At 22.4% G+C, this 24,999-nt stretch carries 16 protein-coding genes; 6 read left to right on the top strand and 10 right to left on the bottom strand.

Going from position 1 to position 24,999, the window contains the following annotated elements; translation table 11 throughout:
- Positions 1 to 48: 48 nt before the first annotated feature.
- Both flhA and BUCNMO_RS00990 read right to left on the bottom strand, forming a co-directional pair.
- Complete coding sequence (gene flhA / locus BUCNMO_RS00995) at positions 49 to 2,148, bottom strand: flagellar biosynthesis protein FlhA (RefSeq protein ID WP_232037631.1); 2,100 nt, start codon at positions 2,146 to 2,148, stop codon at positions 49 to 51.
- Between the two features lie 33 nt (positions 2,149 to 2,181).
- Entirely contained in the window at positions 2,182 to 3,288 is a 1,107-nt protein-coding gene (locus tag BUCNMO_RS00990) for an EscU/YscU/HrcU family type III secretion system export apparatus switch protein (RefSeq protein ID WP_158344792.1), read from the bottom strand.
- 304 nt (positions 3,289 to 3,592) lie between these two features.
- On the opposite strand from BUCNMO_RS00990, the gene BUCNMO_RS00985 reads away from it, so the two are divergent.
- The gene (locus tag BUCNMO_RS00985; RefSeq protein WP_158344790.1) at positions 3,593 to 5,269 is read left to right on the top strand and encodes a proline--tRNA ligase; all 1,677 of its coding nucleotides are present in this window, start codon (positions 3,593 to 3,595) and stop codon (positions 5,267 to 5,269) included.
- Between the two features lie 111 nt (positions 5,270 to 5,380).
- Here the strand turns inward: BUCNMO_RS00985 and dnaE are convergent, their stop codons facing one another.
- From dnaE to rpsB, 7 genes are all read right to left on the bottom strand, one after another.
- Positions 5,381 to 8,896 carry a DNA polymerase III subunit alpha gene (gene dnaE, locus BUCNMO_RS00980; protein WP_158344788.1) on the bottom strand — a complete coding sequence of 1,172 codons (3,516 nt, stop codon included), beginning with the start codon at positions 8,894 to 8,896 and terminating at the stop codon, positions 5,381 to 5,383.
- A gap of 36 nt (positions 8,897 to 8,932) precedes the next feature.
- A complete protein-coding gene (locus BUCNMO_RS00975; RefSeq protein ID WP_158344786.1) occupies positions 8,933 to 9,517 on the bottom strand; it encodes a ribonuclease HII in 585 nt (194 codons plus the stop codon).
- A gap of 280 nt (positions 9,518 to 9,797) precedes the next feature.
- On the bottom strand, positions 9,798 to 10,238 hold the full coding sequence (gene fabZ / locus BUCNMO_RS00970) for a 3-hydroxyacyl-ACP dehydratase FabZ (protein ID WP_158344784.1): 441 nt from the start codon (positions 10,236 to 10,238) through the stop codon (positions 9,798 to 9,800).
- 1,769 nt (positions 10,239 to 12,007) lie between these two features.
- The gene (gene uppS / locus BUCNMO_RS00965; protein WP_232037634.1) at positions 12,008 to 12,754 is read right to left on the bottom strand and encodes a polyprenyl diphosphate synthase; all 747 of its coding nucleotides are present in this window, start codon (positions 12,752 to 12,754) and stop codon (positions 12,008 to 12,010) included.
- A gap of 512 nt (positions 12,755 to 13,266) precedes the next feature.
- Positions 13,267 to 13,824, bottom strand: coding sequence for a ribosome recycling factor (frr, locus tag BUCNMO_RS00960; RefSeq protein WP_158344780.1), 558 nt, complete (start codon positions 13,822 to 13,824; stop codon positions 13,267 to 13,269).
- 896 nt (positions 13,825 to 14,720) lie between these two features.
- Positions 14,721 to 15,530, bottom strand: coding sequence for a translation elongation factor Ts (gene tsf / locus BUCNMO_RS00955; protein ID WP_158344778.1), 810 nt, complete (start codon positions 15,528 to 15,530; stop codon positions 14,721 to 14,723).
- A gap of 176 nt (positions 15,531 to 15,706) precedes the next feature.
- The gene (gene rpsB, locus BUCNMO_RS00950) at positions 15,707 to 16,417 is read right to left on the bottom strand and encodes a 30S ribosomal protein S2 (RefSeq protein WP_158344776.1); all 711 of its coding nucleotides are present in this window, start codon (positions 16,415 to 16,417) and stop codon (positions 15,707 to 15,709) included.
- A 326-nt stretch (positions 16,418 to 16,743) separates the two neighbouring features.
- Here rpsB and map point away from each other — a divergent pair, with 326 nt between their 5' ends.
- Both map and dapD read left to right on the top strand, forming a co-directional pair.
- Positions 16,744 to 17,538 (top strand): type I methionyl aminopeptidase, encoded by a 795-nt coding sequence (gene map / locus BUCNMO_RS00945; protein WP_158344774.1) that lies wholly within the window; start codon positions 16,744 to 16,746, stop codon positions 17,536 to 17,538.
- Positions 17,539 to 17,657: 119 nt separating this feature from the next.
- A complete protein-coding gene (gene dapD, locus BUCNMO_RS00940; RefSeq protein WP_158344772.1) occupies positions 17,658 to 18,482 on the top strand; it encodes a 2,3,4,5-tetrahydropyridine-2,6-dicarboxylate N-succinyltransferase in 825 nt (274 codons plus the stop codon).
- 89 nt (positions 18,483 to 18,571) lie between these two features.
- On the opposite strand, the gene BUCNMO_RS00935 is transcribed toward dapD, so the two are convergent.
- The gene (locus BUCNMO_RS00935) at positions 18,572 to 20,011 is read right to left on the bottom strand and encodes a Do family serine endopeptidase (protein WP_158344770.1); all 1,440 of its coding nucleotides are present in this window, start codon (positions 20,009 to 20,011) and stop codon (positions 18,572 to 18,574) included.
- A 1,342-nt stretch (positions 20,012 to 21,353) separates the two neighbouring features.
- Between BUCNMO_RS00935 and ilvB the strand changes: the two genes are divergently transcribed.
- From ilvB to rsmH, 3 genes are all read left to right on the top strand, one after another.
- A complete protein-coding gene (gene ilvB, locus BUCNMO_RS00930) occupies positions 21,354 to 23,093 on the top strand; it encodes a biosynthetic-type acetolactate synthase large subunit (RefSeq protein WP_158344768.1) in 1,740 nt (579 codons plus the stop codon).
- Positions 23,078 to 23,554 (top strand): acetolactate synthase small subunit, encoded by a 477-nt coding sequence (gene ilvN / locus BUCNMO_RS00925; protein WP_158344766.1) that lies wholly within the window; start codon positions 23,078 to 23,080, stop codon positions 23,552 to 23,554. Before ilvB ends, ilvN begins: the two co-directional genes overlap by 16 nt.
- A 141-nt stretch (positions 23,555 to 23,695) precedes the next feature.
- On the top strand, positions 23,696 to 24,637 hold the full coding sequence (gene rsmH, locus BUCNMO_RS00920; protein ID WP_158344765.1) for a 16S rRNA (cytosine(1402)-N(4))-methyltransferase RsmH: 942 nt from the start codon (positions 23,696 to 23,698) through the stop codon (positions 24,635 to 24,637).
- Positions 24,638 to 24,999 lie beyond the last annotated feature (362 nt).

Raw genomic sequence — 24,999 nt, 5'->3', positions numbered from 1 at the left:
TCGATATAATAATTAATTTTTTAAATTTATTTAAATAAATTAATAACATTAATTATGTTGTTTGCCTAGTATATTCACTATATGAATTTTTTTATCATTAGGAATTTCTGCATTAGATAATACAACTAATTCATTAAAACAAGGCCTTAATAACTTAGATAAAAACATTCTTAATTTATGATTAACAATTAACACAATAGGATTATTACTTAAAATTTGTTGATTAATAACATTTTTAGTTTGTATTATTAAATTATTTAATAACCCTGGTTCAATAATTTCTTGATTCCCTTCAAACGATTGAAGTAATATATTTTCTAAACTCAGATCTAAACCTATGGCATTAATTTTTATACGATCTTTAAAAATATTTTGTACAATAATTTTCCCTAATGCAATTCTAACAACACTGGTCAGATAATCTGGATTTTTGTTTGTTGATACATGTTCTAAAATAGTTTCTAAAATAGTTTTTATATCTTTAATAAATACTTGTTCATATAACAAATTTTTTAATACTTTGTTTAAAACACTCAAACTAATTAAATTAGGTACTAATTCTTCTACAAATTTAGGTAATTCTGCATTAATTTTATCTAACAATTTTTGAGTTTCATAATATCCAAATAACTCTCCCATATTTTGATACATAATTTTATTAAAATGAGTTGAAATTACAGATACATTATCTACTACCATAAACCCCATTTTTTCAGCTTTATTTTTTAAATCTTTCTTTATCCAATAAGATTGAATACCGAAAGTTGGTTCAATAATTTCTTCTCCAGGTAATTTATCCAATACTTTATTGACATTGATAGCCAACCAATAATTTAAATTAACGATCCATGAAGTACATTCTACTCCTTTAATTAAAATACGATATTTCGAAGAAGGTAACATAAAATTATTTTTAACATGCACAACTGGAGGTACAAATCCTACTTCTTGAGCAAATTTTTTTCTAATACTTCGAATTTTTATTAATAAGTTATTCTTTTTATTTATATCAATCAATGGTAATAATTCATTACTTAATTCAATTCGTACACAATCTTCTAGTTGCACATCTTTCCAAGATACTTCTAACAAATTTTCATTTTTAATTACATTAAAATTTTGAGTTATTGAAGAAGCATTCACATTGTTTATTACTTTTCCATATGTAAACCAACTTAGTATGAATAATACTATTGCAAACAAAAAAAATATTATTTTAGGCATTCCAGGTATTAATCCCATTATCCCTAATAAACAACCAGTAAAAAATATAGCAATTGGATTACAAAAAACTTGAGTAATCAATTGTTCAGTTATATTTTGTTCAGTATTAATTCGAGTTACAATAATTCCTGCAGCTATAGATATTAACAAAGAAGGTATTTGAGCTACTAAACCATCACCTATTGTTAATAATGTATAATCTTTAGTTGCCTCAATAAAAGACATATGATGTTGCACTATTCCAACTATTAATCCCCCTGTAATATTTATTACCATCACTATAATACCAGCTATTGCATCACCTCTTATAAATTTACTAGCACCATCCATTGCACCGTAGAACTCAGATTCTTGATATACTTCTAATCTACGTTTTTTTGCCTCTTTTTCACTAATTAACCCAGCATTAAAATCAGCATCAATAGACATTTGTTTCCCTGGCATACCATCTAAAGCAAATCTAGCTCCAACTTCAGCTATTCTTCCAGCTCCTTTAGTAATGACTAAAAAATTGATCACTATTAATATAATAAATACTACTATTCCCACAGAAAAATTATTACCAACTAAAAAATGTCCAAATGCTTTTACAACATTACCGGCTGCATATGATCCTGTATGCCCTTGTAATAAAATAGTACGAGTAGAACCTATATTCAAAGACAATCGTAACAATGTACTAAACAATATTGCGATAGGAAATGATATAAAATCTAAAGTATTTTTTGTAAACATAGCTACTAACAAAACAATAATTGATAATACTATATTAAAAGTAAAAAATACATCTAAGACAAATCCTGGCAATGGAAATATCATCATTGATAACAATATTAAAAGTAATATTGGAGAAACCAACATGTTCCATTTGATACAATATGCTTTGTACATCTGAGTAAATACAGATAAAAATTTAAAAAACATTTTTTTGTCCTAAAATAACTATAATTAATTAATTTATAAATTTTGTGGTTTATCAGGATAAACCCCTCCTTTTTCTCGCCATCGCTTTATCTTCCATACCCATGCTAATATTTCCGCGATAGCAATGTATAAATCTTCAGATATAAACTCTCCTATTGCACTTTTTTGATATAATTTACGTGCTAATAAAGGAGATTGAAAAATAGGAATTAATTTTTTTTTAGCTACTTCACACATTTTTAAAGCTAAGTAACCTTTAGCTTTTTCTAAAACTTTTGGTGCAATCATTTTTTTTGCGTCGTATTGTAAAGCAATCGCGTAATGAATAGGGTTTGTAACAATTACATGTGATTTATTAACATTATACAACATTTTACTATATATTTTAGATTTCATTAATTCTCTAATACGACGTTTAATATTAGGATCACCTTCAAATTGTTTAAATTCTTCTTTTACTTCATGATGAGTCATTTTTAACTCTTTATAATATTGATTATACTGCCAAAAAATATCAAATATTAATGCAGGTAATAATCCTAACATACCTACCAAAATTGAAGTAAAAAAAATATTATATCCTATATACAAAGAACAAAAAGGTTTTTTAAGCGATAATTGCATTATTTCATAAAAATTTACATTTATATACCACATAAATAATAAAAATATTATACAAACGTTTAAAAATTTTTTAAATAGTTCTAACCATACACTTAAAGAAAAAATTTTTTTTATGCCGTTTAAAAAATTTAAATTTGTATAACTAAATTTTAATCTTTTAATACTAAATATTGTATGATTTAGTAACATTAAAAATATTAATACAAAAAGTACACAAAAAAACTCAAATATTAAAATGTATGTTAGACCATTCTTAACTAAATCATTCAAATATAAAAACAAATTGTTTTCTTGAATAATAAAAAAATAATTAAAATTTAAACCCTGAGTTATTAATTTTAAAAAATATAAGAATATAGACTTACTAAAAAACCATAAAAAAAATATATTAATTAAAAATACTAAAAAAAAATGTAATTCTTTAGAGTATTTTTTTTTACCTTCTTGGTGAGCTTGCTTAAGACGATAATGAGAAGGTTCTTCTGTTTTGTCCTCACCTGAATGATTTGACAACATTAGTAATTACCTTAAATATTTCTAGTAATATTAATACTTAATTATTAAATTAAATGTTAATTAACACTACATTTAATATATAATAAAAAATAATTTTTTTATATTAAATTTATAACAAATAATTACTTATATAACCTATCAAAAAATTTTTTACTGTTATAATTATTAATTGAATCTAATTATTAATCGTATTTTAATATATGTTAATTTTAAAAAAATGTGTTTTAAATCATAAAATAATAGAATTAACAAACAGATACACATAAATATTTTTTTATAAAATTTGAAAGGAAGAAATATATCAATGCAAACTACTAAATATTTATTATCTACTCTAAAAGAAATTCCTCATGAATCTGAAATCATTAGTCACCAACTAATGTTAAGAGCAGGAATAATTCGAAAGCTATCTTCTGGATTATATAACTGGTTACCTACTGGTACAAGAGTATTAAAAAAAATTAAGAAAATAATTAGGAAAGAAATGAATAAAATAGACGCACTAGAAATAATCATGCCAATAATGCAACCAAGTAATTTATGGAATGCAAGCAATCGTATAAAGTTATATGGTAATGAACTATTCAAAATTACAGATAGAAGTAAGAAATTATTTATACTATCTCCAACTCATGAAGAAGCTATTACACAATTAATTCGAAATGAAATATACTCATATAAACAATTACCTATTATTTTATATCAATTACAAACTAAATTTAGAGATGAAATTAGACCACAATTTGGAGTAATTAGATCTAGAGAATTTATTATGAAAGATGCATATTCATTTCATTTAAATAATCATTCTTTAGTAAAATCATACAATTTAATACAACAATGCTATATTCAAATTTTTAATAAAATACATTTAAAATTTCGTATAATAAAAGCTAATTCTGATATTATGGGAGGTCACATTTCTCACGAATTTCAAGCTATTTCTACAAATAACTATGATACTACAGAAAATTTTGAATACTCCAATATACGTAAAAAAAAACAAAATACACCTATTATTATAACTAAAAAATCTTCAACAACAAAAAGTAATCTTTGTAATAAACAAGAAAAATTTGTAAAAACAATTTTAGTGAAATCTAATAATAAATGTAAATACCCTCTAGTAATTTTATTAATTAGAAATGATCATAATCTAAATTTATCAAAAATAGAAAAAATTGACATTATTGCTAAACCTTTAAAATTTATAAACAAACAAAAAGCAAAACAATTATCAAATAAATCTATAAATATATTAAAATTTATAAATTTAAAATGCCCAATAATTGCTGATAAATCAGTATGTAATATGCAAAACTTTATTATAGAAACAAATATTGACAACAAACACTACATTGAAGTTAATTGGAAAGATCGTTTACCTGCTCCTATTATTAAAAATATTGCACACATAACTGATAATATCTATTCTAATTCTTATTCGTATTCTAAAAAAAATACACATAAATCAATTAATAATATTGAAATAGCTCACATATTTCAAATTGGAAAACAGTACTCTAAACAAATTAAAGCTCAAGTAAAAAATATAAATGGTTTACCACAATTTTTACACATGGGATGCTACGGCATTGGACTAACACGAACAATAGCAGCTATTGTAGAACAAAATCATGATTATAAAGGAATTATTTGGCCTGATTCTATAGCACCTTTTTTAATTTCCATATTACCTGTCAATATGTATAAATCACCTAAAGTAAAAAAATACTCAGAAAATTTATACAATTTACTTCAAGAAAAAAAAATAGACGTATTGATAGATGATAGGGTTTTACAACGACCAGGACCTATGTTTTCTGAAATAGAATTAATAGGTATACCTCATAATATAATAATTAGCGATAAATACATACATGATAATAAAATAGAATATAGAAATAGAAAATATAATCAAAGTTCAATTATAAATATAAAAGAAATTGATTTATTAATTTCAAAAATTATTAAAAATTAATTTTAAATATTACGTTCATAACTTATTGTATATTAATTAATATTAATACATTTAATTTTTTTTAATTACATTAATAATATTTTACTTAAAAAATATTTTCGTACATAAAAATTACTTACAAAAAAATAAATTTTTACTAATTTTTTTTAATTTTAAAAAAATTTTGTTTGCCCCAACTAATAATTTTAACTTATTAAATAGTTTATTAGTAGGAAATATTTTCCATTCATTACCTAATTGTAATGTAATTTGAATATCTAATGTAGTATATCTAATTATAATAGGAACTTTTCCAGTATTATGTTTTTGTAATATTTGTTTAAAAATAGTATAAAAATTATTATTCAATTCATTTGTATGTAAATTAATAATCACTTGTGATAAAAATTTTTCTCTAATTGTCTCAATATCAATTATATCACTAGCTATTATCTTAATAGTTCTATAAAACTTATCAAAAACCCAATGACCTACGACAATTAATATTGTACCTATATTAAGTAAAAAACTTTTTTCGTCTATTAAATTTCCAAAAATTATTATTTCTAACCTATTTGAATTATCATCTAATAATAAAATTGCCATTTTTTTTGAATTTTTTAGCAATTTAAATTTAACAGATGATATTATTCCAAATACCATAATTTTTTTATTAGTACCCATTTTATTAATTTCGTTTAAACGTAAACCACCGGTATAATACTTTAATTCTTTTAAATACTGATTAATAGGATGACCAGTTAAATATAAACCTAACACCTTGTGTTCATTTAAAAATTTATTTTTATCTAAATATTGCTTATAATTAACATTTTTTATAAATTTAACACTGTTATATTGACTAATTAAAGACCCAAATAAACTTGATTGTTTATAAATACTAACACTTAAATATTGCTTAACTGCTTGTATTATTTGTTTAGACTCTTTAGCTAATAAATATCTGTTTTGATTAAAACAATCGCAAGCTCCTGACATAATCAATTTTTCTATCATTTTTTGAGTTAAATTGAAAGATTTCATACGAACACATAAATCAAACAAATCAAAAAATTTTTTACCTTTAGTTCGAATATTTATAATAGAACTAATAGTCCCTTTACCTATACCTTTAATAGCGCCCATACCATACAATATACAATTATTACCAATTGCTATAAAATTATATACACTTTTATTTATATCAGGAGGTAATATTTTAATGTTCATTGTGTAGCACTCATTAATTAAAATAAAAATTTTATCTACATTATGTATTTCAGAAGTCATAACGGCAGCCATAAAAGCACTTGGATAATAATATTTTAACCATAATGTCTGATAAGATATTAACGCATAAGCAGCTGAATGAGACTTATTAAATCCATATCCGGCAAATTTTTCTAATAAATCAAAAATTTTTATTGACAACTGTTTATTAATCCCTAATTTTAAAGTACCTTCTACAAAAATAGAACGTTGTTTCGACATTTCAATAGGATCTTTTTTACTCATAGCTCGCCTTAAAATATCTGCTTTTCCTAAAGTAAATCCTGATAAAACTTGAGCTATTTGCATTACTTGTTCTTGATATAAAATAATACCATAAGTTGGTTCTAAAATAGGTTTTAATAACTTATGCTGCCATCTCGAATCAGGATAACAAATTAATTCTTTACCATGTTTTCTATTGATAAAATTATCCACCATTCCTGATTGTAATGGACCCGGTCTAAACAAAGCAATTAAAGCAATTAAATCTTCAAAAGTGTCTGGATGTAATCTTTTTATTAAATCCCTCATACCAATAGATTCTAATTGAAATATAGCAATAGTATTAGCTTTATTTAAATATTTAAAAATATTAATATCATTTAAATCAATAGAATTTATATTAACTAGTTCATTTTTTTTAAAAAAATTATTAGAATTTATAGAATCTACTGCCCATTTAATTATAGTTAAAGTACGTAATCCTAAAATATCAAATTTTACTAAACCTATTTTTTCAATATCAGTTTTATCAAATTGTGTAAGTGAATTTTTACTATGTTCATCATAATACAAAGGTAAATAATTAGTAATCTTTTCCGGAGATATAATTATTCCACCAGCATGTTTACCAACATTTCGAACTACTCCTTCTAACTTTTTAGCCATATTTATTAATGATCTAACACCTTGATCTTCATTATAATAATTTATTAATTCTAAATTATTAGAAAAAGCGGACTTTAATGTAATACCTGGATCATTAGGTATTAATTTAGAAATGCGGTTAATAAAACCATATGGATATCCAAATACTCTCCCGACATCTCTAATTACTGATTTAGCTGTCATAGTTCCAAAAGTAATAATTTGTGATACAGCTTCTTGCCCATATAAATTAGCAATATGTTCAATTACATTATCTCTTCCTTCCATACAAAAATCGATATCAAAATCTGGTAAATCAATACGTTCTGGATTTAAAAATCTTTCGAATAATAAATTAAATTTAATAGGATCTAATTCTGTAATACCTAACGTATATGCCACAAGAGATCCAGCACCAGATCCTCTTCCAGGACCAACTGGGATATCATTTTTCTTTGCCCAACGAACAAATTCCATAATAATAAGAAAATACCCAGAAAAACCCATTTTATTAATAATATTTAATTCTTTTAACAAACGATTTTTATATTTCAAATATGTTTCTTGTACCTGAATATTACTTAATAATATTTTATTTAATCGACGCCTTAAACCATACTTTGATTCATTTATTAAAAATTTTTCAGCAGTTATCGTACCAGTATTAAATTTAGGTAAAAAATATTTTTTAAAACATAATATTACATTACAACGTTTAGCAATTTCTACACTATTTTTTAACGCTTGAGGAACATCTTTAAATAACTCACACATCTCTTGTTCTGAACGTAAATATTGTTGGTTTGTATATTGATCTAAAGTATTTAAATTATTTAAATTTAATCCTCTATTAATTGCAATTCGTATCTGGTGAGCTTTAAAATCTCTTTGATAAATAAAACAAACATCATTTGTAGCAATTAACGGAATTTTGTTTGATAAAGCAAATTTCAATGCTCTTTTTAAATATATTTCTTCATTTATCCGACCTGTACGTGTAATTTCTAAATAGTATGATTTAGGGAACATTTTTTTATAAAAAAATAAATTTTCTAATGAAGACTTATAATCATTGCATATTAAATTTTTACCTATTTCACCATAACATCCTCCTAACAATACAATTAGTCCATTGTTATAATTAGATAACCATTCTTTCGTTATAAAAACTTTTTTGTGTGATTTTTTATTTTGATAAGATTTTGAAATTAAAAAAATTAAATTTTGATATCCAACATAATCTGTAGCCAAAAGAGTAATTTTAGTTAACTGATTTTGAAAATTATTAGAACATAAATCAAAATCTACTCCTAAAATAGGTTTAATACCATGCTTATGTGCTAAATTATAAAATTTCAATACTCCAAATAAATTATTTTTATCAGTCACACTTATTGCTGGCATATTTAAATGTTCTGCTGCTTTTATAATATCATAAGGATTTGATAATCCATCTACCATAGAATATTCTGTATGTAATTTAAGATGAATAAATTTTGGGGTCATCATATTTAATATTTAAATTAAACCTAAAAATAAAAAAACTTACTGCATTTTTGATATAGGTGCAAAGCTAGACCTATGAAATTTAGTTATACCATAATTTCTAATCATTTTTAAATGATGTGAAGTAGGGTAGCCTTTATTTTTATTAAATTTATACTTTGGAAAAATATTGTGTAATTTTAACATTTCTCTATCTCTATAATCTTTAGCAATAATCGAAGCTGCCTTTATTTCAGATATAATATTATCACCTCTAATAATTGATAAACATGGCATATTTATATTCAATTTAAATTTACCATCTAAAAATATAAAATTCGGTTGAATTGATAAATTAAAAATAGCTCTTTTCATAGCAAGTTTAGTAGCATTAGATATATTTAAAAAATCTATTTCTCTCGAACTCGCGATTCCAATACTCCAAGAAAGTGCTTTTAATTTAATAATTACTGATAACTTGGTACGTTTATTATAAGATAATTTTTTAGAATCTTTTAATCCTTGGATTAATTTACTATTATCTAAAATTACAGCACCTGCAACTACATTTCCTACTAACGCACCCCTTCCTACTTCGTCTAAACCGGCAGTTAAATACAATACAGGATATTTTTTATTTAACATATATTTGTACAATAAACTTTTTATTATATATAAATATATATACCTCAATACCTTGTTTTATGAAATATATAATTTCATATTTTATTATAAAAAACAAATAAAATTGAAACAATAAATCCTATTTTATAAAAATAGGAACTTTTATTTTAATATTTCAAATTATATATTTAATTATTTTTAAATAAAAAAAATATATGCAATTTTTATATATAAAATTACTTATAATAATTATTATAAGTACAAAAAATATTTTATTTTATATCAATATAAGTTAAATTTTTTATTTACGAATACATGTTATAATTGCTTGACAAACTACTTTTTGTTTCACTTTACTAACTGATTGAAAGTTAAAAAAATTTCTATGTTGTTTCTTTAAAAAAACTTCTATAATTATTTGATCTCCTGGTAATACTGTACGTTTAAATTTAACATTTTTTATACAAGATAAATAAAGTAACTCTCCATTTAATAAAGGACCTGAACTTTTTAATATTAAAATAGAAGCTGCTTGAACCATAGATTCTACTATTAATACCCCAGGAAAAACAAATTTTTTTGGAAAATGACCTTTAAAGAACACTTCACTTCCAGTAACATTTTTAAAAGCTCGAATAAACTTGTTTAATATTAAATTAAATACACCATCAATAAATAAAAAAGGATATTTATGCGGTAATATTTTTAAAATGTCTTTGATTGTAATAATACTATTTTTCATACATAAAAAATATTTTTCCTTGTAAATATAAAATTTTTATACAGTTATTTACAAATAACACGTTAATAAATAAACCCTAATTTTTAATAAAAAAAACAAAAAATAATGTTCAACATTAATTATTTTAAAAAATTAATTTTTTATACGACAATTATTCTTGTCTATCATTTAAAAATTAGATATCAATAACAAAGTATTTATTAATAATATTCTTACAATTATTGTTGAAATAATTATTAATTGTATTTATTAATTTTAATTATGTAAAATATCTTTGTAATTGTCATCACATAACTTTCTTAAAGAATTTATTAAAACAAAACTTTAATTTCAAATTAATTATTTAAATGAATACCTTTAATATCTTTAACATTTTAAGCACAATGTTTTGTTATAAAAATACTCAATAATAAATCGTATTATCTCTAATAATACGAATACAAATAAATTTTTTTTAAATTTATATATTTTAAAAAAAAACTGATTAAATAACTAATGATATAATTTAATAAAAAATATTTAATAATTATTAAATACTTTTAATAATTTATATAAACAAACCTAAATAACATAACATTAATACACTTATGTATTTTATCAATACTATATTCATTAAACTATTATTACTTATCTATAGATAATTTATAAATCTTTCTAATATTGTCAAACACATATTTAAAAATTAAAAAAACCAACATACTATAAAAGATGTTAAATGTACATAATTAAAATTATCAGCATAATTGTTTATTACCAATGAACATAATAATTATATAATTGTAATAGAATATCAATTTTCACTAACTAAAAAAAATTTAATAACTTTCAATATTTTAATTTATAAAATATAAAAATATTTAGTATTTTATACTTAATAATTTAATAATAATGTTTTACTAATATAAAATTTTCATTTTTAAAAAAATAAATAATTTGTGTTAAATATACCTTGTATAAAAAATTAATATTTTGCACATAAAACTTACTAAAAATTTAAAATAATAACTTTACAACTAAATAAACAATTTTTTTATTACAATATTTACACATTAAATTTATATTAATGTACAAATATATTATATTTTTGAATTTGTTTAATACAAACAACATATTTCACGTAATAAAAAATTTTATTACTCTTAGTAACATGAAAAATTTATATAAAAATCTTTAAAAAAAATTAATATATAACTACTGAAAATATACCAAAATAACATAAACTAAAAAATTAAATAAAAAAATCTTTCTATTACACATAGAAAATTAAATAAATTTTATTAATAAAAATATATTTACCAAATATGCATTTTACAAAAATATTTATAAATAAAATTGCACATTTATTGATGATTTCAAACAATAAAATTAAAATACTTAATACTTTTATCTATTATAAAATAAATAATTATTGTTATTTAATATATAAATAATTCTTAATAATTTAATAAAAAATATTACTTATTAAAATTTTTTTTAAATTATATTAAAAAATATAACAAAATTTTTTATTTAATTAATTTTATGCTACTCATTTTACATTTTTTAAATGTTACTTAAAGCTATTATTTTGTAAAAACAAAATTAAAAACACACAAATATCTTAAATAACATTGTTTATTAAAATAAACATCGTATATTTATAAATAATACTCATTATAATTAAATATTTTTATATGAACTTTATAACGAACAATTAATTATGTGATAATAAAAAGTTTTGTGTTTCATTTAAACCATAACAATAATAATAACTTTATTTAATAAAAAATTTATTGTGTTCGACTACCTCCAAAATTACGCTTCCTATTTAAAAAACAGTGAATCGCTAATTTAAAATGATATTTATCAAAATCAGGCCAAAGAACATCTGTAAAATAAAGTTCAGAATAAGAAATCTGCCAAATTAAAAAATTGCTAATTCTATATTCACCACCTGTTCTAATTACTAAGTCTACTGGTGCTAAATCACTCATACATAATTCTTTAGAAAAAGTAATATCATTTATTTCGATAAAAGAAAGTTTTTTTTGTTTTATTTTAATAACAGTTTTTTTTACAGCTTGAATTATATCCCATCGACCACCATAATTAGCAGCAATATTCAACTGTAATCCATTATTATTTGAAGTTACTAATTCAGAGTTTTTTATTTTTTCCTGTAATTCCCTAGAAAACAAAGAAATATCTCCTATAACTTTTAATTTAATATTTTTTTTATGTAAATTATCTAATTGAGTATTTAAAACATGTAAAAATAACTTCATCAAAGAAGATATTTCTGATGTAGGTCTAATCCAGTTTTCACTACTAAAAACATATAAGGTTAACGCTTCTAATTTACTAACTATTGCAAAATCAATAACTTTTATAACCGCTTTTATTCCTTCTCTATGGCCTTCAATCCGTAATTTTCCTTTATTAACTGCCCACCTTCCATTACCATCCATAATAATTGCTACATGACGAACTAATTTATTGTTTTCTTTTTTATTTTTATCGCTTTCGTAATTGTTCATTACTGACATAAAAATAACATACTCCTATTAATATTATGCCTATATGCTATTTTAACTAATATTATACTTTATAATATTAAATATAAATATGTTATTAATATACACACATACGTGTTAACTAATAATTACTTTTTCATTATTCAACACATATTCTTCATTAAGAGATGTCATTATATTTAATAATACGTTTATAATCATTATCACATAAATCTATTACTTAAAAAAATGATATCGTTTTAAATGTTTAAATCACATACAACATGTAAATTTGTTATTTAAACAGTAATATTAATTTATAAATAACAATCATATTTTCTTTAATAGCGAACTATAAAATAGTTAAAAATAAAATTAATTATTTTATTTACAAAAATAAAATAATATAAACTTTTTATTTTTTTAAAATGTTGAAAAAATTTACCTATTAAAATAAAAATGTGTATACTAATTATTGTTATAAATATTTAAAATATATTCCTTTTAAAAATTTTTATTAATACTTTACTAAAATACTAAATTTCCATAAGTGATCGTTCTTTATTTAGAAGAATATTATCTATTTTTTTTACATAATCATTTGTTAATTTTTGAACAATTGATTGTATTTCGTAATCTTTATCCTTAGTAATAATTTTATCTTTTAAACATGTTTTAGACTTAACATTTGCCTCTCTTCTAATGTTTCTTATATGTACACGATGTTTTTGAGCACTTTTTTTTACCAATTTTATTAATTCTTTTCTTCTTTCTTCTGTTAATTTAGGGACGCTAACATGAATACTATCTCCTTTTGTAAAACAATTAAAACCTAAATTAGCATTTTTAATAGATTTTTCTATCAATTTATTAATAGATGGGTCAAAAACATTAACTTTAAGCACAGATGTATCTTGTACTGTTACATTTGCAAGGGTTAATAAAGATGTTTTTTTACCATAGTAGCTAACATTAATTCCTGCTAACAATTCAGGAAATACTTTATTCGTTCTAATAGTGTTAATATCTTGCATAAATAAATTTATGCATCTATCCATTTTGTTTATAATGTCCTTTCTGATTTCATTAATCATAATTTTTCTCCAAATTATCTTGTTAAGATATTTAATAACTATAATTCGCTCAAAAATACCGATTTCATATATCTATTTTAAAAAATTTGCAAAAAAAATCATTAAAACAATATTATAAAACAAATATTATATTACCATAACTAAAATGATAATATTTAAAACACAAATACCAACTATAACAAACGAAAAAAATCATTTATTATTTACTAATAAATTATAAAAACATAGTTTTTATATATTATTTAAGGTATACGGTAACTATTATTCATGATATAAGATACTTACTAAAAAAATTATACTTAATATTTAAAATATACATTTTATCTAGCATTATTTTAACAATATATATAGATATTAATCTTAATTTTTTTTAAATTTTATTAAATAAAAATCAAAACTATAAAAGTTAAAATAATTCTTATAAAATTGTCAAACTACTGTAGTTTACTAAACATTCCATATATAATGTCACTATTAATTAAAATTAATAACATTAAATAGTTATTTAATATAATAGAAATATAAAAAGCTCTATAACCAGTCAATTAATTTTTAATAAAAAAGATTATATATATATATTATATAACTATTTATAATTAATTTTTTACATATAAAAAATTAATTATAAATGAATTATGTCACTTAATAATAAAATATTATTCAATAAAAAATATGGAACACTGCCTCGATTAATTAATCTTAATAAAAAATTCATTGTACTGAATTTATTTTTGCATACAGCTTTTATTTACTAATTTTAATTATACAATATAAATATGTTGTATTCTTGTATCAACCAAAAATTGTATAATGTTCAATGTAAATAATTCTATATTTTAGAAGACAATTAAAAAGTCTTCTAAAATATTCAGATGCTTTAAAATAATACAATTATATTATAATAATTCACCTACTTCAAATCGTTTAAAAAAACTTAAAACAAGATTATTTTCTTGTAGTACTTGTTTAATTCTTTTTTTAGGTTCCATTACAAAAAATTGTTCTAATAAAGTAATTTCTTCTTTAAATCTATTCATTTTACCTTGAATTATTTTATCAAATACTATCTTAGGTTTATTCATTTTAGTCACAATGTCTGATTGAATAGAATATTCTCTATTAATAATTTTGCTAGGTATTTCTTCTATTGTTAAAAACTCTGGTTTACTAAACGCAATATGCATAGCAATTTTTTTTATTACCGATCTATTGTCACTCATAATATTGTCAGCAATAACAAATACTCCAATACGTGTTCCATGTAAATAAGAAATAAAATTTTTGTTTTCTAAAAAAAATAAACGACGAATACAAACATTTTCATTAACTTTGTTCATAAAATTGATTATTTCATTTTTACATATATTACGTAACTCATCGATTTCCTTTATACTATTTAAAGCTGCAATACTTAATACTTGTTGACCAAATGTAATAAACTCTTTACTATTAGCTACAAAATCCGTTTCACAATTTAATTCTAACATAACTCCTTTATTATCATTTATATGTATAAATATAGAACCATGTAACATCTCGCAATGTATTCTTTTTAAAACCTTCGCATAACCCAATGTTCTCAAATAATCAATAGATTGTTCAATGTTTCCTTGAGATCTTATTAATGCCTCTTTACATTCTACAATTCCTACCCCAGTACGCTTCCTCAGTTCTCGAATTTTTAAAATATTAATTTTATCAGTCATTTTTTATATATCTCTGAAATGTAAAACATAAAGTTATAAATATATAATACATGTACTGTAAATAGTACGAAAATTATATCAATATTTAATATTGAAAATAAAAAGTGTATATTTAATAATTATTTCTAATTACTGTAATTTAATTTTTCTATTTATTAAAAATATAAATAATTAATTTACATATTTTTAATCGTTGATTTACTACTTATTTTTTTATTACTAATTGTTTGGGAAATAGCGTTTAGATACAAATTTATAGCCCTCATAGCATCATCATTACCTGGTATAATAAAATCAACACCATCTGGATTAGCATTAGTATCTACTACAGCAAATACCAAAATTCCTAAATTGTTTGCTTCTTTTATAGCAATTTCTTCATGTTTTGCATCTATAATAAACAATGCATTCGGTAACCCTCCCATATCTTTAATACCCCCTAGACTATTTTCTAATTTCAATAAATGTCTAGATCGTATTAATACTTCTTTTTTTGTTAATTTTTCAAAAGTTCCATCTTTTGACTCAGATTCTAAATCTTTAAGACGTTTAATTGATTGTCTTACTGTTTTCCAATTAGTTAACATCCCTCCTAACCATCTATGATTTACATAATATTGCCCACAACTCAAAGCCGCTTTTTTTATACTTATTTTAGCTGATTTTTTAGTTCCGATAAATAAAATTTTTTCTCTTCTATAAGCAATTTTTTTTAATTCAAAAACAGCATTATTAAATAATGGAAGAGTTTTTTCTAAATTAATAATATGTACTTTATTTTGAGATCCAAAAATAAATGGCTTCATTTTTGGGTTCCAATAACGAGTCTGATGACCAAAGTGTACACCTGCTTTTAACATATCTTTCATAGATACTATCTGATTCATAATAACCTCTATATATCTAATTAATTTTTTAGAATTACTAAAATGTTTTTATAACAAATTAATAAAAACTTAAAAAAAACGATTATAAATAAAATTCAATAAAATAATTCCATTACTATAAAATATATTACATAAAAATGTTTAATATTATTTTTAATTAACAAATATCATTTATATTATAATAAACAGTTATTAAATTATTAATTTAAAAATATAAAACATTTAATAAATTATATGTACTATCTTAATAGTACTTTAAATATAATTAAAAATGTCCTAACATTTTAATTATTAATTATATAAAATAATAATAAATGGAAACAATAATGAATAATATTTCTATCAAAAATTCTCAAGAAATTGAAAAAATGAGAATTTCTGGAAAACTGACAGCTGAAGTTTTAGAAATGATTGAACATTACCTTAGTCCTGGAATAACAACATCTGACATTGACAATATTTGTTATAACTACATTATTAACAAACAAAAAGCTATTCCTGCTTGCTTAGGGTATAATGGATTTCCTAAATCTATATGCACATCTGTAAACAATGTAGTATGTCACGGAATTCCAAATACTTCTCAAATATTAAAAAAAGGAGATATAATTAATATTGATATATCTATTATAAAAAATGGTTATCATGGAGATTCATCTAAAATGTTTTATATAGGCGATATCAGTCCTGTAGCTAATAAACTCTGTTATACTACACAACAAAGCTTATATACAGCAATAAAATTAATTAAACCTGGTATTAGATTATTTAAATTAGGTAAAAAAATACAAGAATATGTAGAAAAAAGGAAATTTTCTGTAGTAAGAGAATATTGTGGTCATGGTATTGGCAAATTATTCCATGAACCTCCTCAAATATTACATTATTTAGGAAATGATAATGGATTAACTTTAAAAACAGGTATGACTTTTACTATTGAACCTATGATTAATGCAGGTAATAAAGAAGTCGTATGTGAAAAAGATGGATGGACAATAAAAACTAAAGACCAAAGCCTTTCAGCTCAATATGAACATACTATTTTAGTAACTGAAAATGGATGTGAAATACTTACTTATCAGCACAAAGAGAAAATTCAACCTGTTCTTATTAATGAATAAAAAATTACTATAATATATATTATTAACTAATATAATATTGTTTTTTTAAATTATTTATTTAAAATGTATTTAATATGTACTAAGATTACTAACAAACAAAATAGAGTATACATCTAAACATGAAAACACTAGAAAAACAAATCAAAATAATATTTGAACAAAAAGAAACAATTCATTTAGACAACATTGATCCTGAACACAAAAGTACTATTGAAAAAACCATACAAATGTTAAATGAAGGAAAATTAAAAATATCTGAAAAAATAAATGGACAATGGACAACTCATCAATGGTTAAAAAAAGCTATACTACTGTATTACATGATTTCTGAAAATAACATTATTCACGGATTAGAAACAACTTATTATGATAAAATAAAACTTAAATATAGTGATTACAGCGAAGAAGAATTTAAAAAAGATAAAGTACGTATTGTCCCGCAAGCCACTGTACGTTATGGATCTTTTATATCAGAAAACAGTGTATTAATGCCTTGTTATGTCAATATAGGAGCACATATAGGGAAAAACAGCATGATAGATACTTGGGCTACCATTGGATCATGTGCACAAATAGGAAATAATGTACATATATCCGGAGGAGCAGGTATAGGCGGCGTATTAGAACCGCTACAATCTAACCCAACAATTATAGAAGATAACTGTTTTATAGGTGCTCGCTCTGAAATTGTAGAAGGGGTAATAATAGAAGAAAATTGCGTTATTTCTATGGGAGTATTTATTGGTCAAAGTACTAAAATTTATAATAGAAATACAGGAACAATACACTATGGAAAAGTACCTAAAAAATCTGTTGTAGTACCTGGATACTTACCATCCAAAAATAATTCTCATGGATTATATTGTGCTGTTATTGTAAAAGAAATTGATTCACAAACTTTAAGTAAAATAGAAATTAATAAAATTCTAAGAGAATACAATTAAAAAATAATTAGTAAATATTTATATAACAATTATTTTATGTTTCTGATGTCTTTAAAAAAAAGATGTCAGAAACATTTTTATTAAAAAAATTATTGCAATAATAAATAAATTACATGATTTCCTCTTTGTATACAAAATACTAATATAGAAGGCTTTTTACTTAATATTCTTCTTAAATCCTCTACACTAGAAACAGACATCTTATTTAATCCTAAAATAATGTCATTTTTTCTTAAACCAAGAGCAAAAGCAGAGGTATTTGATTTCACATCGTTAATTAAAACTCTTTTATATCCGTTAATATCGCAATTACTTAACTCAGCGCCTTCTATTATAATATCAACATTTGAAGAATCTATAGTTTCTCTCAAAATTTTTTCTAACTTTATAACAAACTTTTTAACATGACCGTCACGTAATATTCCAAGTATTATTTCTGTATTAATGGGAAAAGAAGAAATTTCAGCTCTTAATGATAGAAAACTATATATCGGTTTGTTATTTAAAAAAATAATAACATCTCCAGATTTTATTCCTGATCGATCAGCAGCAGAATTTGGATATACTTGACTAACAAAAGCACCTTTTTGTGTATTTAATTTCATAACTTTAGCTAATTCAGAATTTAATTCTGTACCTATAATACCTAACTCTCCTCTTCTAACTTGTCCAAAATTTACCATTTGTTTAGTTAAATTTTTAACCATATTAGAAGGAATAGCAAAACCAATACCTATATTACCACCATCTGGGGCTAAAATAGCAGTATTAATTCCAATTAGCTCACCTTTTAAATTTACTAAAGCTCCCCCAGAATTACCCCTATTAATAGCTGCATCAGTTTGAATAAAATTTTCATAATGTTCAATATTTAATCCACTTCTTCCAATAGCTGATATAATCCCTGAAGTTACAGTTCCTCCTAAACCATAAGGATTTCCAATAGCAATAGTATAATCACCTACTTTTATTTTATCGGAGTTAGCAATTTTAATAGCAGTTAATTTTTCTGCACCCTTAAGTTGAATTAATGCAATGTCTGAACGTACATCTTTTCCAATTACCACCGCTTGATATTTACGACCATCACTTAATTGTACTTGGATTTTATTAGCATGATTCACCACATGATTATTAGTAACTACGTAATTGTTTGAAGCATCTATAATTACACCAGATCCTAAAGCACGAAATTTATCGTATCTTGCAATACTTTCTTTTAAAAAATTACGATTAAAAGTTTTTTCCACAGGAAAAAATATTTTATTATGTAAACACAAATTTTTTCTAAAAAAACTATAAGATTGATCAGACGATTTTGGTGTATGAACAACTGTATTTCCTTCAATAATAATACTGACAACAGAAGGAATAACTTGTTCTAACATAGGTGCTAAACTTGGTAATTTATATGCTACTGGAATATTCCTAATATTCGCTATACTTGTACTACTAAAAAAAACTTTTAAAGTTAACGTTAATGTTAATGTAATTGAAATCATAATCAACATTAAAGTTGATTTTTTCATAATTTGCTCTCATGTTATAATAATCAATTTAATTTAACTGGAAATAAACTAATATCACTCATATTATTCAATACGAGTTGATTATTTTATTTTAAAAAAGTGTGAAAGATATCTTTTAATATTTTTAAATATAATACTTGTATTTTATAAACAAATTAAGTAACTTATGGATTACTTTACATATTAAAATAACATTTACTACTGAATTATATGTAACAAATACATATAAAAATATTATATAACATAACTATATGAAATTTTATCATATTCTTATTAATAATCAATTATATAAAATTTATGATTAATTCAATATTTAAGGTAATACACACGTGATAAATATGCGTAATACACATAAAATGTGTTACAAAACAATATAATTGTTACTAAAATAGTACTCTAAAATCATCTAACAAATGCAAATAAAAACTTATAAATTACGAAATATTATTAAATAATATATAAAAAAAGCAATATAAAAAATTAAAGAATATACTTAACTTTTAAAGTAATTTATATTTAAGTTGACAACTGATATTGTTACTTATAAAAAATAAACTTACTATCCTAAAAAAAATATTTTTTATTATTATAATTTATAATTAAAAAATTCATTATATAACTCAACAAAATTATACATTACATATTATATCAAACAATTTACAAAAATTAATATACACATAACATTTCTTAATATATAAATATTTTAAATATTTAAATAATATTATACATTCATAATATTCATACATATACAACATTTTTTAAGAATCGTAATTTTATTTATATATTATCAATACATAATCAACATATTCACTACTTAAAATTTGTTATTAATTTTAATTTATTAAATATGCTTGTTATTAATATTACTAACGTACTATTTATTATTTTAACTAAACTATCATAAAATAATAAATGAGTAGATGTACTAAAAAATAACTCAAATATAAATTTAAACATATTTACATTTCAAAAATTTAAACTATACTTCAAAAAAAAACAGTTATTCTTTTGTATAAAATCTTTAAATATTAAACAATACCTATAGAAAGAAAATATAAGTATTCAAAAATTTTTAAATATTTATTTAAATTCATTAAAATTACTTTCCAAGTATATAAATTTAAATATAAAATTACTAACAAAGTTAATAAAATTCATTATTAAATTGTTTTAAAAAACACATTTGTTTATTCATTTACTATAAATCATCTATACATAATACTTTTATATTTATATATAAATAATTATTTAATTCATTACACACATATAAAAAATTAACTAAATTATTTAATAATATTAAATAATTACAACAAAAAAATAACTTTTACTTAGAGAAAATAAAATGCAAAAAATATCAGGGGCTCAAATGGTAATTAGATCATTAATAGATCTACAAATAAAATATGTTTTTGGATATCCTGGAGGTGCTGTTCTAGACATTTATGATGCACTTTATACAATCAAAGGAATAAATCACATACTAGTTAGACACGAACAAGGAGCAGTACATATGGCTGACGGCTACGCTCGTACAACTGGAAAAATAGGAGTAGTACTTGTCACTTCAGGTCCAGGAGCTACAAATGCAATAACTGGCATCGCTACTGCTTATATGGACTCTATACCTATAGTTATAATTTCTGGTCAAGTAGATTCATCATTAATTGGGTTAGACGCTTTTCAAGAATGTGATATGATAGGAATTTCTAGACCTATTGTGAAACATAGTTTCTTAGTTAAAACAACAGAAGATATTCCTACTATTTTTAAAAAAGCTTTTTGGATTGCTTCAACTGGAAGGCCAGGACCAGTAGTAATTGATTTACCTAAAGATATATTAAATAATATCAGTAAAAAAGATTACTATTGGCCAGATACAATACATATAAGATCTTATAACCCTACAACAAAAGGTCATATAAAACAAATTAAACGCGCCTTAAATATATTAAGTAATGCTAAACAACCAATAATTTATGTAGGAGGAGGAGTCATATCTTCTCAAGGACACAAAGAATTGTTATTAATAGCTGAAAAACTAAATATACCTGTAACAATGTCACTTATGGGGCTAGGAGCCTTTCCAGGAAATCATCCACAAAATTTACATATGTTAGGTATGCATGGAACCTATGAAGCTAATATGGCAATACATCATGCAGATGTAATTTTAGCTATTGGAGTAAGATTTGATGATAGAACTACAAATAATTTAAACAAATATTGTCCAAACGCTACAATTTTACACATTGACATTGATCCTACTTCAATCTCAAAGACCATTTTTGCAAATATACCTATTGTGGGTAATGCTAAAAACATTTTACAGCAAATATGGTCTCTTATTAAAAATGAAAAAAAAGAGAATTCCTTAGAGCAATGGTGGAACAAAATTCAAGAATGGAAACAAAAAAATAGTTTACAATATATAAATAATCAAAAAACAATTAAACCACAAAATGTAATACAAACTATATGGAATTTGACAAAAGGAAATGCTTATATAACATCTGACGTTGGTCAACATCAAATGTTTACTGCCTTATATTATCCCTTTAAAAAACCAAGACAATGGATCAATTCAGGAGGCCTAGGAACAATGGGTTTTGGACTACCAGCAGCTTTAGGTGTTAAAATAGCACATCCTGAAGCTATTGTTATTTGTGTAACAGGAGATGGAAGTATCCAAATGAATATTCAAGAACTATCTACTGCAAAACAATACAATTTATCAATTTTAATAATTAATATTAACAATTCTGCATTAGGTATGGTAAGACAATGGCAAGACATCCACTACTCTGGAAGACATTCTTGTTCTTACATGAAATCGATTCCTAATTTCGTTCAATTAGCTGAATCATATGGACATGTAGGAATCCTTATTAATAACCCTAAAAATTTAAAAAAACAACTACAAGATGCATTACTTCAATTACAAAAAGGAAAATTAATTTTTGTAGATATAATTGTTGACTATTCAGAAAATGTATATCCAATGCAAATTAAGGGAGGAGGAATGAACAATATGCAATTAGGAAATAACGTACTATCTAAGGAACAAAAATGCAAAAAATATTAACAATACTATTAGAAAATGAATCTGGCTCATTATCCAGAGTAGTTGGCTTATTTTCTCAAAGAGGATATAATATAGAAAGTCTAAATGTAGCTCCTACTAATGATCCAACCTTATCACTTATTACTATACAAACTATAGATAATAAAAAAACTATTGAGCAAATAGAAAAACAATTACATAAATTAATAGATGTTTTGAGAGTTGTTAATATAGATCAAAAAAATTACATTCAACGCGAAATTTTACTAATAAAATTAAAAATAAAATCACAGTCAAAAAAAGATGTTCACCAAATAATCAAAGTTTTTGAAGGAAATATTATTTATATTACTATTACATTTTTTATTGTCCAATTAACAGGTACAGCTACTAAAATTAATTCTTTTATAGAAATTGTCAAAAATTTATCTGAAATTATTGAAATGTCTAGATCAGGAGTTGTAGGAATATCTTGTAATTAAAATTATTGAAAAAATTATTATTATTCCAACAATTTAAAATTGTATTCTAATAATTTTATTAAAAATAAATAAATGCAAATAACATTTTATATCAATTAAAAATTATTAAAAATAATTTATATAATTTTTACATATATCACTATGAAAAAAAAACAACATACTCCAGTATTACTGGATCAAGCAATCAAATCATTAAAAATTGTTAATAACGGTATTTACATTGACGGTACTTTCGGACACGGAGGTCATTCTAAATTAATATTACAACACTTAAATCAACATGGTATGTTATATGCTATTGATAAAGATCCTGAATCTTATACTCAAGCTAAAAAAATAACCTACACAAACTTTCAATATATACAAGGACCATTTTCAAAAATGTTACAATATACAAATCAACTTAACATTACTGGAAATGTAAACGGTGTTTTATTAGATTTAGGAACATCTTATTCTCAAATAAACGTTGCAAATAGAGGATTTTCTTTCATGATAGATGGTCCTTTAGATATGCGAATGAATCCTACCACAGGTATATCTGCTGCACAATGGCTCCAAACAAGCAATCAAAAATCTATTGCATTCGTATTAAAAAAATTTGGAGAAGAAAAATTTTCAAAAAGAATAGCAAAAGCAATTGTAAAATACAGACAAATGTATCGACCCTTAGAAAGAACAACAGAATTAGCACATGTTATTGCAAAAACAATACCTTATAATAAAAAACTTAAAAAACATCCTGCAACTAAATGTTTTCAAGCAATAAGAATTTTTATTAATAAAGAAATTGAAGAATTACAATTAATTTTGAAACATATTCTTCAAATATTAAAACCAGGAGGAATATTTTCTGTTATTACTTTTCATTCTTTAGAAGATAGAATAGTGAAACAATTCATGTTACATCATAGCAAAATAACAAATATACCTCCTGGTATTCCAATAACTGAAAAACAACTGAACACATTATTTAAAAAAAAATGTACTTTAATCAAAAAAGTTTTTCCTAGCATTAATGAAATAAACAAAAATCCTAGATCAAGAAGTGCAATTTTAAGAACAATAGAACGAAAACTTTAAATATAAACACTATCATTTTAAACAAATAACTAAAACAAAATATTTATTTGAAATAAAATAAAATTTATAATATACTCTTTAATTATATTACTTATATTGTTAACATTACCTTAATAAAAAAAGTCTAACTATATAATATATAAAAAATATTATTTATTTAAATAAAGTAAAAGTAAAAAATAAAAAAGTTTAATTTTTTGTAAAAAACATTAATTTAAAAACGAATACTAAATACACACTTATTAAAATAAGTAACATTTTTATCTAATATTATCAATAATGATACCGTCATTTTCATTTTTACAAATATGTATTTTTTAATATTATGTCAATAAAAAATCATATTATTATGATTTATTACT

This window comes from Buchnera aphidicola (Nipponaphis monzeni) (assembly GCF_006741185.1).
GTDB lineage: Bacteria > Pseudomonadota > Gammaproteobacteria > Enterobacterales > Enterobacteriaceae > Buchnera_H > Buchnera_H aphidicola_T.
Note: the sequence above shows the minus strand (reverse complement) of the source record. Positions and strands in the feature narration are given on the sequence as shown.

What these genes read in the sequence shown, in the direction of transcription:
- flhA (WP_232037631.1), bottom strand. Translation starts at nt 2,148, where the DNA reads ATGTTTTTTAAATTTTTATCTGTATTTACTCAGATGTACAAAGCATAT.
- BUCNMO_RS00990 (WP_158344792.1), bottom strand. Translation starts at nt 3,288, where the DNA reads ATGTTGTCAAATCATTCAGGTGAGGACAAAACAGAAGAACCTTCTCAT.
- BUCNMO_RS00985 (WP_158344790.1), top strand. Translation starts at nt 3,593, where the DNA reads ATGCAAACTACTAAATATTTATTATCTACTCTAAAAGAAATTCCTCAT.
- dnaE (WP_158344788.1), bottom strand. Translation starts at nt 8,896, where the DNA reads ATGATGACCCCAAAATTTATTCATCTTAAATTACATACAGAATATTCT.
- BUCNMO_RS00975 (WP_158344786.1), bottom strand. Translation starts at nt 9,517, where the DNA reads ATGTTAAATAAAAAATATCCTGTATTGTATTTAACTGCCGGTTTAGAC.
- fabZ (WP_158344784.1), bottom strand. Translation starts at nt 10,238, where the DNA reads ATGAAAAATAGTATTATTACAATCAAAGACATTTTAAAAATATTACCG.
- uppS (WP_232037634.1), bottom strand. Translation starts at nt 12,754, where the DNA reads ATGAACAATTACGAAAGCGATAAAAATAAAAAAGAAAACAATAAATTA.
- frr (WP_158344780.1), bottom strand. Translation starts at nt 13,824, where the DNA reads ATGATTAATGAAATCAGAAAGGACATTATAAACAAAATGGATAGATGC.
- tsf (WP_158344778.1), bottom strand. Translation starts at nt 15,530, where the DNA reads ATGACTGATAAAATTAATATTTTAAAAATTCGAGAACTGAGGAAGCGT.
- rpsB (WP_158344776.1), bottom strand. Translation starts at nt 16,417, where the DNA reads ATGAATCAGATAGTATCTATGAAAGATATGTTAAAAGCAGGTGTACAC.
- map (WP_158344774.1), top strand. Translation starts at nt 16,744, where the DNA reads ATGAATAATATTTCTATCAAAAATTCTCAAGAAATTGAAAAAATGAGA.
- dapD (WP_158344772.1), top strand. Translation starts at nt 17,658, where the DNA reads ATGAAAACACTAGAAAAACAAATCAAAATAATATTTGAACAAAAAGAA.
- BUCNMO_RS00935 (WP_158344770.1), bottom strand. Translation starts at nt 20,011, where the DNA reads ATGAAAAAATCAACTTTAATGTTGATTATGATTTCAATTACATTAACA.
- ilvB (WP_158344768.1), top strand. Translation starts at nt 21,354, where the DNA reads ATGCAAAAAATATCAGGGGCTCAAATGGTAATTAGATCATTAATAGAT.
- ilvN (WP_158344766.1), top strand. Translation starts at nt 23,078, where the DNA reads ATGCAAAAAATATTAACAATACTATTAGAAAATGAATCTGGCTCATTA.
- rsmH (WP_158344765.1), top strand. Translation starts at nt 23,696, where the DNA reads ATGAAAAAAAAACAACATACTCCAGTATTACTGGATCAAGCAATCAAA.